The organism is Rhizobium sp. SU303 (assembly GCF_021052345.1).
Lineage (GTDB): Bacteria > Pseudomonadota > Alphaproteobacteria > Rhizobiales > Rhizobiaceae > Rhizobium > Rhizobium laguerreae.
This window is the reverse complement of record NZ_CP088095.1, coordinates 3,769,107-3,784,110: the sequence shown is the minus strand read 5'-3', so window position 1 is coordinate 3,784,110 and position 15,004 is coordinate 3,769,107. Positions and strand designations below refer to the sequence as shown.

The window sequence follows — 15,004 nt, the reverse complement described above, 5'->3', positions numbered from 1 at the left end:
AAGCCGGGTTCAACAGAGATGACGCGATTTGCTTGTGCAAAGCTGGATAAGATCAGCAGTCGCTAATGCTGGAAGCGCAAAGACCAGCGCTGTCCGTTGCTGGTCATGCGGATGACGGAAAGCGGCTCGACGTCGCTCAGCCAAAAGGAGGAGAGCGGCGCCTGCAGCACATGCACGATCGCTGCCCGGATGACGGCCGGATGGCTGATAGCAATGACGTGGCCGCCGAGGACGGTCTGGCCATCCATCCAGCCGGCGATGCGCGTGCGCAGATCAAGAAGGCTCTCGCCGCCATGCGGGGCTGCTTCCGCATCGCTCATCCAGCCCATGAAGTTCTCCGGCTCTTCGGTCCCGATCGCCGCGATCGACCTGCCGGCCCAGCGGCCATGGTCGCAGTCGCAAAGCGCCTGATCTATTTGGGCTTCGAGGCCGAGCGCGTCAGCAGTCTGACGGGCGCGCAAGGCGGGGCTCGTGGCAATACGGTCGGCGCGGGGGGCGATCATCCTGCCGGCTTCCTCCACTGCCTTGTCCTCCAGCGGTTCGTCGAGCGGGAACAGGGCCTTGCGGCTTGCTGCCGTCGCGCCATGGCAGATCCAGGTGAGGCGCGTGTTCACGGTCGTTCTCGTCTCCCCGGAATGCGGCGACAGCGTCCTTCGCCGGCTTGTGAAGTTTCGTTGACAGTCTCTTCGGCGTGCAGATATAACCGTGCTGTTGCGGGTTTGGAAGCCGGTGTAAGTCCGGCGCGGTCGCGCCACTGTGACCAGCGTGTCGAAAGCTCTTCGCGCTGGAAGTCAGACCCTACTGCACAAGCACTCTTTCGACTGAACGCGTCATTCCCGGAGGAATACATGTCTGACACCACTTTCGCGCCCGTTGCTGTACCGGCGCCGATCCCTGTAGGAGAGATCCTGCCCTGGGCGATCTTCGGCGGCCTGCTAATGCTCATCGCTCTCTATTTTGTCGGCACCGAGGAAGGCGCGATGGCGCTGTTCAACGGCATGTATGTGCACGAATTCGTGCATGACGGCCGCCATCTCCTCGGCTTTCCCTGCCACTAAAGCGCGTCGCGATCGGAGTTCCTGACATGGTTGGAAACCTTCTGCTTCGCGGCATGCTCGCGGGCCTGATGGCCGGCATCCTCGTTTTCGCTTTCGCCCATACCTTCGGCGAGCCGCTGGTCGATGCGGCGATCGCCTTCGAGGAGGCAAGTGCCCAGGCGGCCGGCGAAGCTGCCGAACCTGAAATCGTCAGCCGCGCCACGCAGGCCGGTCCCGGCCTTTTCACCGGCGTCATGGCCTACAGCGTCGCCGTCGGCGGGCTCTTCGCACTTGCCTTCGCTTTCGTACACGGCCGTTTCAGCAGCCTTTCGGCGCGCGGCACCTCAGCCGTCATCGCCATTGCCGCCTTCGTGGCGGTCGTCGTCGTTCCCAGTATCAAGTATCCGGCCAATCCGCCGGCGGTCGGCAATCCCGACACGATCGGCGTCAGGACCGAAATGTTCTTCCTGATGATCGTCGTTTCGCTTGCCGCACTCATTGCCGCGGTGGCGCTGTCACGTCGTCTCTCCGAGCGCTTCGGTCCCTGGAACGGCGCGATCATCGCCGGCATCGCCTACCTCGTCTTCATCGGCGTCGTGCTCTATTTGCTGCCGCCGATCAACGAGGTGCCGGAGAACTTCTCGGCGATGGTGCTCTGGGGCTTCCGCACGACCTCGCTCGGCATGCATGCGATCCTCTGGGCAACGCTCGGCCTCGCCTTCGGGGCGCTGGCGGAAAAGCGGCTTGCCGTTAAGGGCCGGCCGGCAACGGCATTTCACTGAACGCATCGAAGGGCGCCGCTTTGCCGGCGCCCTGAACTTTTCGGGCGATTATGAAAAACGACAAAGCCAGACCACTGCTGCTGACGGCGTTTTCTGCCGCCGCGTTTTTTTGTGTGGTCGCTGGAAGCGCTTTTGCTCATAGCCGCGTGGACGGCGGCAGCCATGCCGGGCTGAATATCCCGCAAATCTCCCATGGCGAGATGGCTGTCATATCTGACTATCGCGGTCGGATCATCGATCTTGCATCCCGCGCCGTCGAGACGAACGAGCCGTTCCGGCGCGTGCTGAACTATGCCGAGATCCAGTATTCCTACTGTCTGTGGGGCCGGATGCCGGGCAGCGTGACGGATGAGGCAAGCCCGTTCAACGAATGCGCCCATGCCTATCTCGCCGCGACCAAGGCGGTCTTGCTTTCGATGCGCGAGATGCCGCGGGAGGCCGCTACGGCGGGGGAAATCATTTCCGCGGTCGACGCCGACATGGTGCGGCGCGGTCTTGCGCTCATCACCTGCCGGTTCAGCGGCGAGGCCTTCAACACTGCCGATATCGTCAAGCCGCGCTGGGGCGGGATACCATTCCATGCCGCCAGCATGGCGTCGCTGACGGGGCTTGCCTCTTTGTTCGGCCTTGGCGTGTTTGCGCTTCGCCGTTTCTCGCGGCCGAAAGCTCAATCGTCGGAATAGCGCTGCTCGCGCCACGGATCGCCATAGATGTGGTAGCCGTTCTTTTCCCAGAAGCCGGCCTGGTCGGCAGGCATCAGCTCGATGCGGCGCAGCCATTTGGCGCTTTTCCAGAAATAGAGATGCGGCACGACGAGGCGCATCGGTCCGCCGTGCTCCGGTGTCAGCGGCAGGCCTTCCCAGGAGGTGGCGAGGATCGCATCCTCGGCGGCGAAATCGGAAAGCGGCAGGTTCGTGGTATAGCCGTCATAGCTCGTCAGCATGACGTAAGCTGCTTCCGGCTTCGGCATTGCGAGGTCAAGCAGATCGCGCGTCGAAACGCCCTTCCATTTGTTGTCGTAGCGCGACCAGGTGGTGACGCAGTGGATATCGCTCACCCTCGTGCTCTGTTCGATCGCCTGGAAGTCGGCCCAGGTGAGGGTGCGCGTCGTTTCGACGAGGCCGCGCACCTCGAGCCGCCAGGTCTCGGTCGAGATGACAGGCTGCTGGCCGAGGTCGAGTACAGGCCAGTTCTTGACAAGGTGCTGGCCGGGCGGCAGGCGCTCGGCTTCGGGACGGCTGATACGGCCGGTCAGGAACTTGCCCTCTGCCGCCCAGCGGCGCTTGGATGTGGTGAGTTTGCTGTCGGCGGGCGTCTGGTCGTCGCTCATGGGCGGGGGCCTCCTTGCGGTGCAGCAATAGGACATCTGCCCCTGCCAGGTGTCAAGTTTCGGCGGCCCCTTGGAAATCCCTATCCACCCCTCTAAACTCGGTGCGTCGGGTATGCCTCGCTGGGGAGTGGAGGCAGAAAAGGGGAGGAGCCGGTTCTGTCTTCGAGATATCGTGCGATAGCGGCGTTGCTGGTAGTGCCGATGATCATCTTCGCCTTCTTCACCTATGGGAGCGCGATTGCGACGCGCGCCTATATGGAGGAAGCCTCGGCGCAGGCGGGAACGGCGCTGCGCCTTGCCGTTTCGGCACTCAGCGGCCATCTCAACCGCTACGAGGCGCTGCCGGCGCTGATCGCCGATCATGACGACATCAAGGAACTGGTGAGCGCGCCTGAAGATGCGGCGCTGCGCGATGCGGCCAATCTCTATCTCAAGGAGATCAATGGGCTGCTGAAATCCTCCGATATCTATGTGGTCAAGCCGGATGGAGAGACGATCGCGGCCAGCAATTACGATGGGCCTGCAAGCTTCGTCGGACAGAATTTCAGCTACAGGCCCTATTTCCAGGATGCGATCGAAGGCCGGCAGGCTCGGTTTTACGCGCTCGGCACCACCTCGCTGAAGCGCGGCTATTATTTTGCCGCACCGATCCGAACCGGCGCAGATATTCGTGGCGTCATCGTCTTCAAGGTCGATATCGACATGATCGAATCCTCCTGGGGCGGCGGCGAATACAAGATTTTCGTCTCCGATCCGGAGGGCATCATCTTCATGTCCGGCAGCCCGGAATGGCTCTATGGTGCGATCCTGCCGCTGACAGCCGACCGCGTCGCCCGCACCGAGGCGTCGCGACGTTACGCCAATGCCAGGTTGGCGGCGCTGCCGGTGACGCGTCACCACTTCGAACAGCATGAGCTGATGACGCTGGCCGGCGAGCGCGGTTCGAGCGAATATCTGGTGCTCTCGCATTACATGCCGGCCGAGGACTGGACGGTGAATGTGCTGATGGAGACGAGTTCCATCCATGCCCAAGCACGTACGGCGCTTGCGGCAGTCTTTCTCTTCCTCTGCATCGCCGGGCTTGCGGTCGCGGTTCTGCGCCAGAGGCGGGCGCGGCTTGCCGAGCGCATGCAGATGCAAGCCGAAGCCCGCAACGAGCTGGAGCGGCGCGTGGAGGAGCGTACAGCCGATCTTGCCCGCGTCAACAGCCGCATCGAAGAAGAAATCGCCGAACGGCGGCTGACCGAGCAGCAGCTCCGACAGACACAGGCCGATCTGATCCAGGCGGGCAAGCTTGCCGGGCTGGGACAGATGTCGGCTGCCCTTTCGCACGAATTCAACCAGCCGCTCGCCGCCGCCAAGACCTATACGGACAGCGCCTCCGTTCTCATCGACCGTGGGCGGACGGAGGAGGCGCGGGACAATATCCGGCGTATCGGCGGGCTGATCGACCGTATGGCTGCGATCAGCCGGCACCTGCGCAACTTCGCCCGCAAGCCGAACGAGAAGCTTGGTCCCGTTTCCCTCGACGAGGCGATGCGCGATACGCTCGAGATCATCGCCTGGCGGCTGAAGGCGGCAGATGCCGAACTGCTGCTCGCTCTCGGGCCGCGTCCGCCGGTGGTGCGCGCCGGTTCGGTGCGTCTGCAGCAGGTGCTGGTGAACGTGATCTCGAATGCGGCCGATGCGGTGGAAGGGCTGGATGATCGGCGCATCGAGGTTTCGGCCTTCGAGGAGGCCGGCAAGGTGGTGCTGACTGTCCGGGACCATGGGCCTGGCGTGCCGGCGGCGATCGCCGAGCGTATCTTCGATCCCTTCTTCACGACGAAGGGCGTCGGCAAGGGGCTCGGCCTGGGGCTTTCGATCTCCTACAACATCATCAAGGATTTCGGCGGCAGCCTTACAGCTGCCAATCATCCCGAAGGGGGCGCGGTGTTCCGCATCGAGCTGCGATCGGCGGCAGGGCTGATGCCGGAGGCAGCGGAATGAACGATGCGAAGATCCTGCTGGTTGACGACGAGGAGGAACTGCGCCGCTCGACGGCGCAGGCGCTGGAGCTCTCCGGCTTCAGTGTCGAGACCTATTCGAACGGCGACCACGTGCTGGAACTGATCGGCTACAGCTTTCCCGGCGTCGTCGTCAGTGACATCCGCATGCCCGGCATGGACGGCATGACGCTGATGCAGAAGATTCGCGAGCTCGACCCGGAGGTACCAGTCATTCTCGTCACCGGCCACGGCGACGTTCAGCTTGCGGTGAAGGCGATGCGCGAAGGTGCCTATGATTTCATCGAGAAGCCGTTCACGCCGGAGATGCTTGCCGGCGTCATCCGCCGGGCGATGGAGCGGCGCGGCCTCGTGCTCGAAAACCGACTGCTGAAAGCGGTTGCCGGCAAGCGCGACGATATCGAGGCGCGGCTGCCGGGGCGCACGCAGGTGATGGTGGATCTGCGCTACCGCATCCGGGCGATCGGGGCGAGCGATGCCGATACGCTGATCGTCGGCGAGACCGGGGCCGGCAAGGAGGTGGTGGCGCGGGCGCTCCACGACATCAGCGCCCGGGCGAGCCGGCCGTTCATCGCGATCAATTGTGCCGCATTGCCGGCGAACCTGATCGAGAGCGAGCTTTTCGGCCATGAGGTGGGGGCCTTTCCGGGCGCGGTGAGGCCGCGTTACGGAAAATTCGAACATGGGCGCGGCGGCACGATCCTGCTCGACGAGATCGGCTCCATGCCCTTCGACCTGCAGGCGAAGTTCCTGCGGGTGCTGCAGGAGCGGGTGATCTCCAGGCTCGGTTCGAACGAGGTGGTGGCGCTCGACGTGCGCTTCATCGCGACAAGCAAGGTCGATCTGGAGGCGGAGGTGGCCGCGGGCCGCTTTCGCGCCGACCTCTTCTATCGGCTGAACGTCGCGACGTTGCACGTGCCGTCTTTGTCGCAGCGGCGGGCGGATGTTCCGCTGCTTTTCCTGCAGCTGGTGCGGGAAGCGGCGGCCCGCTACGGCCGCGACGAGATGGCCGTGCCGCCAGATGTGATTTCCGACATTGCTCAGCGCGACTGGCCCGGCAATGTGCGTGAGCTGAGGAATGCCGCCGACCGTCTGGTCCTCGGTCTCGACAATGGCGGGCGGCAAGCCGAGGAGGCGACCGGGCTTGCGGAGCGTGTCGCCGAATTCGAACGCGGGGTCATTGCCAGCGCGCTGGTGGCGCATGGCGGCAGCCTCAGGCCGGTCTATGAGTCGCTCGGCATTTCCCGGAAGACCCTCTACGAAAAGATGCAGAAATACGGTCTCGACAAGCGCATGCTGACCACCGAAAGCTAGCCCGGAGCTGGGTGGCGCTGCAATCTCGCGGGCGATGGGTGGATTTCCACCCACCGCCAGAGCCGTTTGTTTCCAAATCGACCCATGCTGCATCGCACTGTCGTAAAATCGTCTTTCGAAAGCGCATGCAATGATTGCGGGTCGATTTTTCCAGGCGGCAAATAGGCTATCCGAACCGGCGCGGAGGATGTGTCGGCGGGCTTGCTTATTTCATCAGGGAGGAAACGATGAAAATTCTGAAGGCCATGCTCGGCCTGACCGCGGCTGCCGCGGTCTCTCTTCTCGCCGGCGCCGCTTCGGCGCAGACCTATCCCGAGCGCACCATCACTATGGTTGTGCCGTTTGCGGCCGGCGGCCCGACGGATACCGTCGCGCGCCTCGTCGCCGAATCCATGTCGAAGGATCTCGGCCAGCAGATCGTCGTCGAAAATGTCGGCGGTGCCGGCGGCACGCTCGGCGCTGGCCGCGTGGCGAATGCCGATCCCGACGGTTACACCATCCTGTTGCACCATATCGGCATGGCGACCAGCGCGACGCTCTACCGCAAGCTCGCCTACGACACGCTCGGCGCCTTCGACTATGTCGGCCTCGTCACCGATGTGCCGATGACGATCGTCGCGCGCAAGGACATGGAGCCGGCCGACCTCAAGGGGCTGATCGATTATATCAAGGCGAACAAGGACAAGGTGACGGTCGCCAATGCCGGCATCGGTGCGGCTTCGCATCTCTGCGGCATGATGTTCATGAGCGCGATCCAGACGCCGCTGACGACCGTTCCCTACAAGGGGACCGGCCCTGCCATGACCGATCTGCTCGGCGGTCAGGTCGACGTCATGTGCGACCAGACGACCAACACGACGAAGCAGATCCAAGGCGGCACGATCAAGGCCTATGCCGTGACCTCGCCCAAGCGCCTCGAGGTGATGAAGGACATTCCGACGGCCGTCGAAGCCGGGCTGCCGGGTTTTGAAGTCGGCATCTGGCACGGCATCTATACCCCGAAGGGGACGCCTGCCGAAATCAACGAACGTCTGTCGAAGTCGCTGCAGGTGGCGTTGAAGGATCCGAATGTCGGCGCCCGCTTCGCCGAGCTCGGCACGGCGCCATCCTCCGACGCCGATGCGACGCCGGCTGCGTTGAAGGCCAAGCTCGAAAGCGAGATTGCCCGCTGGAAAACGGTGATCGAGGCCGCTGGCGAATATGCCGACTGAGGATTATCCTCCTCCAGGCATGCCGAGAGAGCCCCTCACCCTAACCCTCTCTCCGTGAACGGGGAGAGGGGACTTGCGTCACTAAAGCGGCGGCAAGGGGTGAAGGGCTTGCAGCATTTTCCCTTCTCCCCGCATGCGAGGAGAAGGTGCCGGCAGGCGGATAAGGGCAATCGCAGCAGCAGTGCGTCACGAACCATCTCCCCAGGAGACACCATGAAATCCATCAGTTTCGATACCACCAATGCGATTTGCGGCGCGCTTTTCGTCGCGACCGGCGCTTTCTTCGCCATCCAGTCGCTGGGGCTCGACCTCGGCACGACGGTGCGCATGGGGCCCGGTTATTTTCCGCTGGTGCTTGCCGGTGTGCTCGTGCTTCTCGGCGCGATCATCTTCATTCAGGCGCTGCGGGTCGAGGGCGAGCCGATCGACCCGTTTGCCTGGCGCGGCATGCTCTTCATCCTGCCGGCACCGGTATTCTTCGGGCTGACGGTGCGCGGGCTCGGATTTGCACCGTCACTGTTCCTCACCGCCTTGATCGCCTGCTTCGCATCGCAAAAGATGAACGTGTTCTTCGCGATCATCCTGTCGTTGCTGCTGACGATCTTTTCGGTTGCGGTCTTCAGCTACGGGCTCGGTCTGCCGTTCGAGCGCTTCGGCCCCTGGGTCCGGTTCTAGGAGACGATGATGGATCTTTTCAGCAATCTCGCGCTCGGCTTTGCAACAGCCGGCACTCCGGAAAACCTGCTCTTCTGCCTGCTCGGCGTGCTGCTCGGCACGCTGATCGGCGTGCTGCCCGGGATCGGCGCCACGGCGACGATCGCCATGCTCTTGCCGATCACCTTCCAGCTCGAACCGGTTTCGTCGCTGATCATGCTCGCCGGCATCTATTACGGCGCGCAGTACGGCGGCTCGACGACGGCGATCCTGATCAACATGCCGGGCGAATCCTCCTCGGCCGTGACCGCGATCGACGGCTACCAGATGGCCCGCAAGGGCCGGGCCGGCGCAGCGCTTGCGATCGCGGCGCTGGGTTCGTTCTTTGCCGGCACGGTCTCGACCTTCCTCGTCGCGATCTTCGCACCGCCGCTGACTGCAATCGCGCTGCAATTCGGCTCGGCGGAATATTTCTCGCTGATGATCGTCGGCCTCGTCTCCTCGATCGCGCTCGCGCATGGCTCGGTCGTCAAGGCGCTGGCCATGGTGGCGCTCGGGCTGCTGCTCGGCCTCGTCGGCACCGACATCTACACCGGCACGCCACGCTTCACGCTCGGCATCCGTGAATATGCCGACGGGCTGAACTTCGTGGCGCTTGCCGTCGGCGTCTTCGGCGTGGCGGAAATCCTGCGCAACCTCGAGGGCGAGTCGACACGCACGGTACTGATGGCCAAGGTCACCGGCCTTTTGCCGTCCCGCCAGGAATTCAAGGAAATGATTGCGCCGGTCATTCGCGGTACGGCAATCGGTTCGGCGCTGGGCATCCTGCCGGGTGGTGGCGCCATTCTCGCGGCCTTCGCCTCCTACACGGTGGAAAAGCGGATGTCGAAAACGCCGGAGGAATTCGGCAAGGGTGCGATTGCCGGCGTTGCGGGACCGGAATCGGCGAACAATGCCGGCGCGCAAACCTCGTTCATTCCGCTCTTGACGCTCGGCATTCCGGCCAATCCCGTCATGGCGCTGATGGTCGGGGCGATGATCATCCAGGGCATCGTACCCGGTCCGAACGTCGCCACCGAGCAGCCGGCGCTGTTCTGGGGCATCATCGCCTCGATGTGGATCGGCAACCTGATGCTGGTCATCCTTAACCTGCCGCTGATCGGGCTCTGGGTGAAGCTCTTGACCGTGCCTTACTACGTGCTCTTCCCCATCATCATGGCCTTCTGCTCGATCGGGGTCTACAGCGTCAACGCCAACGTCTATGATCTCTACGCCGTCGCCTTCTTCGGGCTCATCGGCTATGTGCTGGCGAAACTTCGCTGTGAGCCGGCGCCGCTTCTGCTCGGCTTCGTGCTCGGGCCATTGCTCGAGGAGAACCTCCGGCGCGCCATGATCCTGTCGCGCGGCGATCCGACCACCTTCGTCACGCGGCCAATCAGCGCCATTCTTCTGGCCATTGCGGTCGCCGTGCTGATCGTCGTTTTCCTGCCGAGTGTCAAGAAGAAGCGCGAGGAGGTGTTCGTCGAGGAGGCCTAAGGACGACATCATGCTCTAACTCATTAATTGAGAACAGGATTCAGATTTAGGCCGGCCTAAATCATCCTGTTCTGGGGGTTGAACTTGTGGGCCGTTTGGTGAACAAGGAATGATCTGACGCGGGCGCCGGTTGGGCGCCCGTTTCGCATGACAGGATATCCAGGCTCATGAGCATTCCCGCCCGGATCAAAGACGATCTGCCGTTTCTGACCTCCCTGCGCCGCGACCTGCACGCCCATCCCGAACTCGGTTTCGAGGAGGAGCGCACCGCCGGCATCGTCGCGAGGCTTCTAGAAGAAGCCGGCATCGCGGTGCATCGCGGTCTCGGCGGCACCGGCGTGGTCGGCGCGCTGCAGCTCGGCAACGGCACGCGCAGGATCGGGCTGCGCGCCGACATGGACGCGCTCGCCATGCCTGAAATGGCGGAGCGGCCCTATAAATCGACCGTGCCCGGAAAGATGCATGCCTGCGGCCATGACGGCCATACGGCGATGCTGCTTGGCGCCGCGCGGCATCTAGCGGCAACGCAGGATTTTTCCGGCACGGTGCATTTCATCTTCCAGCCGGCCGAAGAAGGGCGAGGCGGAGCAAGGCGCATGGTCGAGGAGGGGCTGTTCACGCTTTTTCCCTGCGATGCCGTCTATGGGCTGCATAACATGCCCGGGCTTGCGGTCGATGAGATCGCCGTGGTCGAGGGACCGCAGCTTGCCTCCTCCGATAGCTGGCGCATGACCTTCCGTGGGACCGGCACGCACGGCGCCAAGCCGCATCTCGGCCGCGATCCGATCACGGCGGCCGGGACCTTCCTGTCATCACTGCAGACGATCGTCGGGCGGGTGGTCGATCCGCTGCAACCGGCCGTCGTCAGCGCCTGTTTCCTGCAGGCGGGCGACTCGAAGGCGCTGAACGTCATTCCTGATATCGTCGAGATCGGTGGGACTGCGCGGGCCTATTCACCCGATGTGCGCGACCAGTTGGAGACCGAGATCGGACGATTGGCGCATGGCACTGCCGCCATGTACGGCATTGCTGTGGACTATGTATTCGAGCGGCGGATTCCGCCTGTCATCAACGATGCGGATGCGACCGCACGGGCGCTCACGGCCGCCGGCTCGGTCTTCGGCGGGAAGGTGCAGACAAGTTTTCCGCCGTCGACGGCAGGCGACGATTTCGCCTTCTTCGCCGAGAACGCGCCGGGCTGCTATGTCTGGCTCGGCAACGGTCCGGCGCTGGATGGGGCGCTGCATCACAACACGGCCTATGATTTCAACGATGAAGCGCTGGGATATGGGGCGGCCTATTGGGTGGCATTGGTCGAGCGAGAATTGAAGGTTTGATTATCTGCTGCAGCGACTTCGTCAATGTCCATCAGTCGATCGGCGATTCCTCAACCCGGGCCGTCCCGCGCGTGGCATGAATGAAGGCGAGCACGAAGCCGATCGCCAGCACAAGCACGATGGTCGGCGCCGGCGCGCTGTCGATGAAGAAGGACAGGTAGACGCCGACGAAAGAGCCGATCACGGCAATGACGACGGAGAGGAGCAGCATCGTGCTGAACTTGCGGGTGAGCAGAAAGGCGATGGCTCCCGGCGCAATCAGCATGGCGATCGAAAGGATGATGCCGACCGCCTGCAAGGCGCCGACGATCGTCAGCGAGATGAGGGCGAGAAGGCCGTAATGCAGCAGGTTGATCCTGAGGCCCACCGCCCTCGCCTGGGCGGGGTCGAAGGCGTGCAGCAGGAAGTCCTTCCACTTCACACCAAGAATGACAGCCGTGATCGCGGCGATGACGGCCGATTGCCCGATGTCGCGCCAGGAGACACCGAGCATATCGCCGAACAGGATGTGGTCGAGATGCACGTCGGACTGGATCTTGACATAAAGAACCAGGCCGAGCCCGAACATTCCGGAGAAAACGATGCCCATCACCGTATCCTGTTTGATACGGCTGTTATCTTTCAGAAAACCGGTGGCGATAGCACAAAACATGCCGGCCACGAAGGCGCCGACCGCGAAGGGTATGCCGATGATATAGGCGATAACCACGCCGGGGAAGACGGCGTGGCTGATGGCGTCTCCCATCAGAGACCAGCCTTTCAGAACCAGGAAGCAGGACAACAGCGCCATCGGGATTGCGACCAGCACCGAGATCACCAGCGCATTCACCATGAAGCCGAACTGGAAAGGCGAAAGAAGCGTGTCGACCATGTTCATGGCGCTGCCTCCAGTGCCCGTGCGGCGCGTCTGCGCGCTGCCAGCATGCCGTGTTTGGGTGCGAAGAAGAACGCGATCAGGAAGATTGCCGTCTGTAGCACCACGATGATGCCGCCTGTCGCGCCATCGAGGAAGTAACTCGCATAAGCGCCCACGAAACTGGTCATCGATCCGATGATGACGGCGATCACAAGCAGCCGCGGGAAGCGCTCAGTCAGCAGATAGGCGGTCGCGCCAGGCGTCACCACCATGCAGATGACGAGGAATGCACCGACTGTCTGCAGCGCCGCGACGGTGGAGGCGGACAGCAGCGTGAAGAAAATGACCTTGAGAGCGGTCGGATTGAGACCGATCGATCGGGCATGGCTCTCGTCGAAGAAAGTGACCATCAGGTCCTTCCATTTGACGAGCAGGACAGCGAGTGACACGAAGCCGATGATGGCGAGTTGCAGCGTATCCTCGGGCGTGATGGCGAGAATGTTGCCGAGCACGATCGTCTGGATGTTGACCGCCATCGGCTGGAGCGAAACCATGAACAGGCCCAGCCCGAAGAAAGAGGAGAAGATCAGGCCGATGATGGCATCTTCCTTCAGCTTGGTGCGCTGGTTGAGGAAAAGCATCGCTGCGGCAGCGAGCCCTCCGGAAAAGAAGGCTCCGATCGAAAAGGGAAGTCCGAGCATATAGGCGCCGGCAACGCCGGGAACGATCGCGTGCGAGAGTGCGTCGCCGATCAGCGACCAGCCTTTCAGCATCAGATAACAGGAGAGGAAAGCGCAGACGCCGCCGACAAGGGCGGACACCCACATGGCATTGACCATGTATTCATAGGTGAAGGGCTGCAGGAGGTCGGCTATCATTCCCGCCCCCCATTGCCACTATCGGGGCCCCGGGCAGTCGCTTTGCCACCCTGCAGAATCAAGGGGCGCTCATCATCGGTTATGACGCCGATCGACGTTGCCCTGCCGTTCTGCGCTCCGCTCAACACGAAATGACGCAGCACGCCACCAAAGGTCTTTTCCAGATTTTCCTGCGTAAAAGTCTCGACGGTCGGGCCGTAGGCGAGCACCGTGCCCTTGATCAGGATGGTCCGGTCGCAGAATTCCGGCACGGAGCCGAGATTGTGGGTGGAGACCAGCATGACGCGGCCTTCATCCCGCAGTTCGTGCAGGAGCTTGATGATCTGGTCCTCGGTCTTTACGTCGACGCCGGTAAAGGGTTCATCGAGCAGAATGACCCGGCCGTCCTGCGCCAGTGCTCGCGCCAAAAAGACCCGCTTCCTCTGACCGCCGGAAAGCTCGCCGATCTGGCGCTTGCGGAACTCGCTCATGGCGACGCGGGCGAGCGCGGCCGCCACTGCCTCGTGGTCCGCGGCCTTCGGGATGCGCATCATGCCCATGTGGCCGTAGCGGCCCATCATTACGACATCCTCGACCAGCACCGGGAAATTCCAGTCGACTTCTTCCGATTGCGGCACATAAGCGACAAGGTTCTTGCGCAGCGCCTCTTCGACCGGCATGCCAAGCACGCGAATGTGGCCCCTGGCGAGACGCACGAAACCCATGATCGACTTGAAGAGTGTCGACTTGCCGGAACCGTTGACACCGACCAGCGCGGCGATCGTGCCCGTGGGGATCTGGAAACTCGCGTCCCTCAGTGCCGTATGTCCGTTGCGGTAAGTGACGGTCGCATCCTTTACCGTGATCCCCGATCCCGCATCCGAGGATGCGGGACGGACATGATTACCAAGCAGCACGGTCATTGCGACAACCCATCGGCAAGACCCTTCGCGACGGTATCGGAGGTCACGCGCAGAAGATCGATATAGGTTGGCACGGGGCCGTCGGCTTCGCTCAGCGAGTCGACATAGAGGACACCGCCATAATGCGCGCCGGTTTCGCGCGCCACCTGCCGGGCCGGTTTATCGGAAACGGTGCTTTCGCTGAAGACGGTTGGAATCTGGTTTTCCTTCACCGCATCGATCACCTTGCGGACCTGCTGGGGCGTGCCCTGCTGGTCGGCGTTGATTGGCCAGAGATAGAGTTCCTTCAGCCCGAAATCGCGTGCGAGGTAGGAAAAGGCGCCCTCGCTTGAAACCAGCCAGCGCTTGTCCTCGGGAATTTTTTCGAGGGTGGCGCGGATCGGAGTGATCGTCGCTTCGATCTTCTGCTTGTAGGCCTCGGCGTTAGCCTTGTAGGTCTCCGCATTCGCCGGATCATACTTTGCGAAAGCATCACGGATATTGTCGACGTAAATCAGGGCGTTCTTCGGCGACATCCAGGCGTGGGGATTGGGCTTGCCTTCGTAGGGGCCCTCCGAGATGCCCAGCGGTTCGATGCCATCGGAGACGACGGCACCGGGGACGTCGTGCAGGTTCTGGAAGAACTTTTCGAACCAGCGCTCCAGATTGAGCCCGTTCCAGAGAATGAGCTGTGCGCCTTGTGCTCGCTGGATGTCACCCGGTGTCGGCGCATAGTTGTGGATCTCCGCGCCCGGCTTGGTGATCGATTCCACGACCGCAGCATCACCGGCCACGTTTTTTGCCATGTCGGCAATCACCGTGAAGGTCGTCACCACCTTGAACTTCGAATTGCTTGCCTGTTGGGCGACGGCGGGAAAAGCAGCCAGCACGGCCGCGAACGCCACCCCAATAACTCCGGCCAAAACCGACCGTCTTTCCCTATAGAGCATATATTTCTCCTCTTGCTGCTATTGCGACCGAATTGCAATAGCCGCGGAGAGTCGAACAAGTTGCGATTCAGAACGATTTGCAAAAATGCTTGACGACTCTTACTCCGACTATTGTGCAATTAAGAATGAATTGCAACAAATGATCCGAATTAGAGGCCGAAAAATGAGGACAGGAGGACCCGACGGGTTGGCTGCGCTCGACCTCATCGAACAAACGCATACTGGGAGCTTG

At 62.4% G+C, this 15,004-nt stretch carries 15 protein-coding genes; 9 read left to right on the top strand and 6 right to left on the bottom strand.

Features of this window, described 5'->3' with window-relative positions; translation table 11 throughout:
* Positions 1–62: 62 nt before the first annotated feature.
* Entirely contained in the window at positions 63–614 is a 552-nt protein-coding gene (locus tag RlegSU303_RS18785) for a histidine phosphatase family protein (protein ID WP_017961955.1), read from the bottom strand.
* Positions 615–848: 234 nt separating this feature from the next.
* Here RlegSU303_RS18785 and RlegSU303_RS18780 point away from each other — a divergent pair, with 234 nt between their 5' ends.
* From RlegSU303_RS18780 to RlegSU303_RS18770, 3 genes are read left to right on the top strand one after another with little or no spacing between them, the layout of a single operon-like run.
* Positions 849–1,058: a CbtB domain-containing protein gene (locus RlegSU303_RS18780; protein ID WP_017961954.1), complete on the top strand. Its 210-nt coding sequence runs from the start codon at positions 849–851 to the stop codon at positions 1,056–1,058.
* A gap of 26 nt (positions 1,059–1,084) precedes the next feature.
* Complete coding sequence (locus tag RlegSU303_RS18775; RefSeq protein WP_231283256.1) at positions 1,085–1,819, top strand: CbtA family protein; 735 nt, start codon at positions 1,085–1,087, stop codon at positions 1,817–1,819.
* Positions 1,820–1,869: 50 nt separating this feature from the next.
* Positions 1,870–2,502 (top strand): hypothetical protein, encoded by a 633-nt coding sequence (locus RlegSU303_RS18770; RefSeq protein WP_231283254.1) that lies wholly within the window; start codon positions 1,870–1,872, stop codon positions 2,500–2,502.
* Here the strand turns inward: RlegSU303_RS18770 and RlegSU303_RS18765 are convergent.
* Entirely contained in the window at positions 2,487–3,149 is a 663-nt protein-coding gene (locus RlegSU303_RS18765) for a sulfite oxidase-like oxidoreductase (protein WP_168280343.1), read from the bottom strand. The genes RlegSU303_RS18770 and RlegSU303_RS18765 overlap by 16 nt on opposite strands.
* 201 nt (positions 3,150–3,350) lie before the next feature.
* Here RlegSU303_RS18765 and RlegSU303_RS18760 point away from each other — a divergent pair, with 201 nt between their 5' ends.
* The 6 genes from RlegSU303_RS18760 (at position 3,351) to RlegSU303_RS18735 (ending at position 11,207) form a co-directional block, all read left to right on the top strand.
* Positions 3,351–5,138 (top strand): sensor histidine kinase, encoded by a 1,788-nt coding sequence (locus RlegSU303_RS18760; RefSeq protein WP_269207223.1) that lies wholly within the window; start codon positions 3,351–3,353, stop codon positions 5,136–5,138.
* Positions 5,135–6,469 (top strand): sigma-54-dependent transcriptional regulator, encoded by a 1,335-nt coding sequence (locus RlegSU303_RS18755; protein WP_017961950.1) that lies wholly within the window; start codon positions 5,135–5,137, stop codon positions 6,467–6,469. Before RlegSU303_RS18760 ends, RlegSU303_RS18755 begins: the two co-directional genes overlap by 4 nt.
* A gap of 227 nt (positions 6,470–6,696) precedes the next feature.
* A complete protein-coding gene (locus RlegSU303_RS18750; RefSeq protein ID WP_129419490.1) occupies positions 6,697–7,680 on the top strand; it encodes a tripartite tricarboxylate transporter substrate-binding protein in 984 nt (327 codons plus the stop codon).
* Between the two features lie 213 nt (positions 7,681–7,893).
* Positions 7,894–8,355, top strand: a complete 462-nt coding sequence (locus RlegSU303_RS18745; RefSeq protein ID WP_131621862.1) for a tripartite tricarboxylate transporter TctB family protein — start codon at positions 7,894–7,896, stop codon at positions 8,353–8,355.
* 9 nt (positions 8,356–8,364) lie between these two features.
* Complete coding sequence (locus RlegSU303_RS18740; protein WP_017961947.1) at positions 8,365–9,870, top strand: tripartite tricarboxylate transporter permease; 1,506 nt, start codon at positions 8,365–8,367, stop codon at positions 9,868–9,870.
* 167 nt (positions 9,871–10,037) lie between these two features.
* Positions 10,038–11,207: a M20 aminoacylase family protein gene (locus tag RlegSU303_RS18735; protein WP_131621866.1), complete on the top strand. Its 1,170-nt coding sequence runs from the start codon at positions 10,038–10,040 to the stop codon at positions 11,205–11,207.
* Positions 11,208–11,238: 31 nt separating this feature from the next.
* Here RlegSU303_RS18735 and RlegSU303_RS18730 read toward each other — a convergent pair whose 3' ends face one another.
* The 4 genes from RlegSU303_RS18730 to RlegSU303_RS18715 are packed head-to-tail and all read right to left on the bottom strand — an operon-like array spanning position 11,239 to position 14,772.
* Positions 11,239–12,084 (bottom strand): metal ABC transporter permease, encoded by an 846-nt coding sequence (locus RlegSU303_RS18730; protein ID WP_017961945.1) that lies wholly within the window; start codon positions 12,082–12,084, stop codon positions 11,239–11,241.
* Positions 12,081–12,941: a metal ABC transporter permease gene (locus RlegSU303_RS18725; protein WP_168280345.1), complete on the bottom strand. Its 861-nt coding sequence runs from the start codon at positions 12,939–12,941 to the stop codon at positions 12,081–12,083. The genes RlegSU303_RS18730 and RlegSU303_RS18725 overlap by 4 nt, the downstream gene beginning before the upstream one ends.
* Positions 12,938–13,843: a manganese/iron ABC transporter ATP-binding protein gene (locus RlegSU303_RS18720; RefSeq protein WP_017961943.1), complete on the bottom strand. Its 906-nt coding sequence runs from the start codon at positions 13,841–13,843 to the stop codon at positions 12,938–12,940. The genes RlegSU303_RS18725 and RlegSU303_RS18720 overlap by 4 nt, the downstream gene beginning before the upstream one ends.
* Positions 13,840–14,772 carry a metal ABC transporter substrate-binding protein gene (locus tag RlegSU303_RS18715; protein WP_094087491.1) on the bottom strand — a complete coding sequence of 311 codons (933 nt, stop codon included), beginning with the start codon at positions 14,770–14,772 and terminating at the stop codon, positions 13,840–13,842. Before RlegSU303_RS18715 ends, RlegSU303_RS18720 begins: the two co-directional genes overlap by 4 nt.
* Between the last annotated feature and the right edge of the window lie 232 nt (positions 14,773–15,004).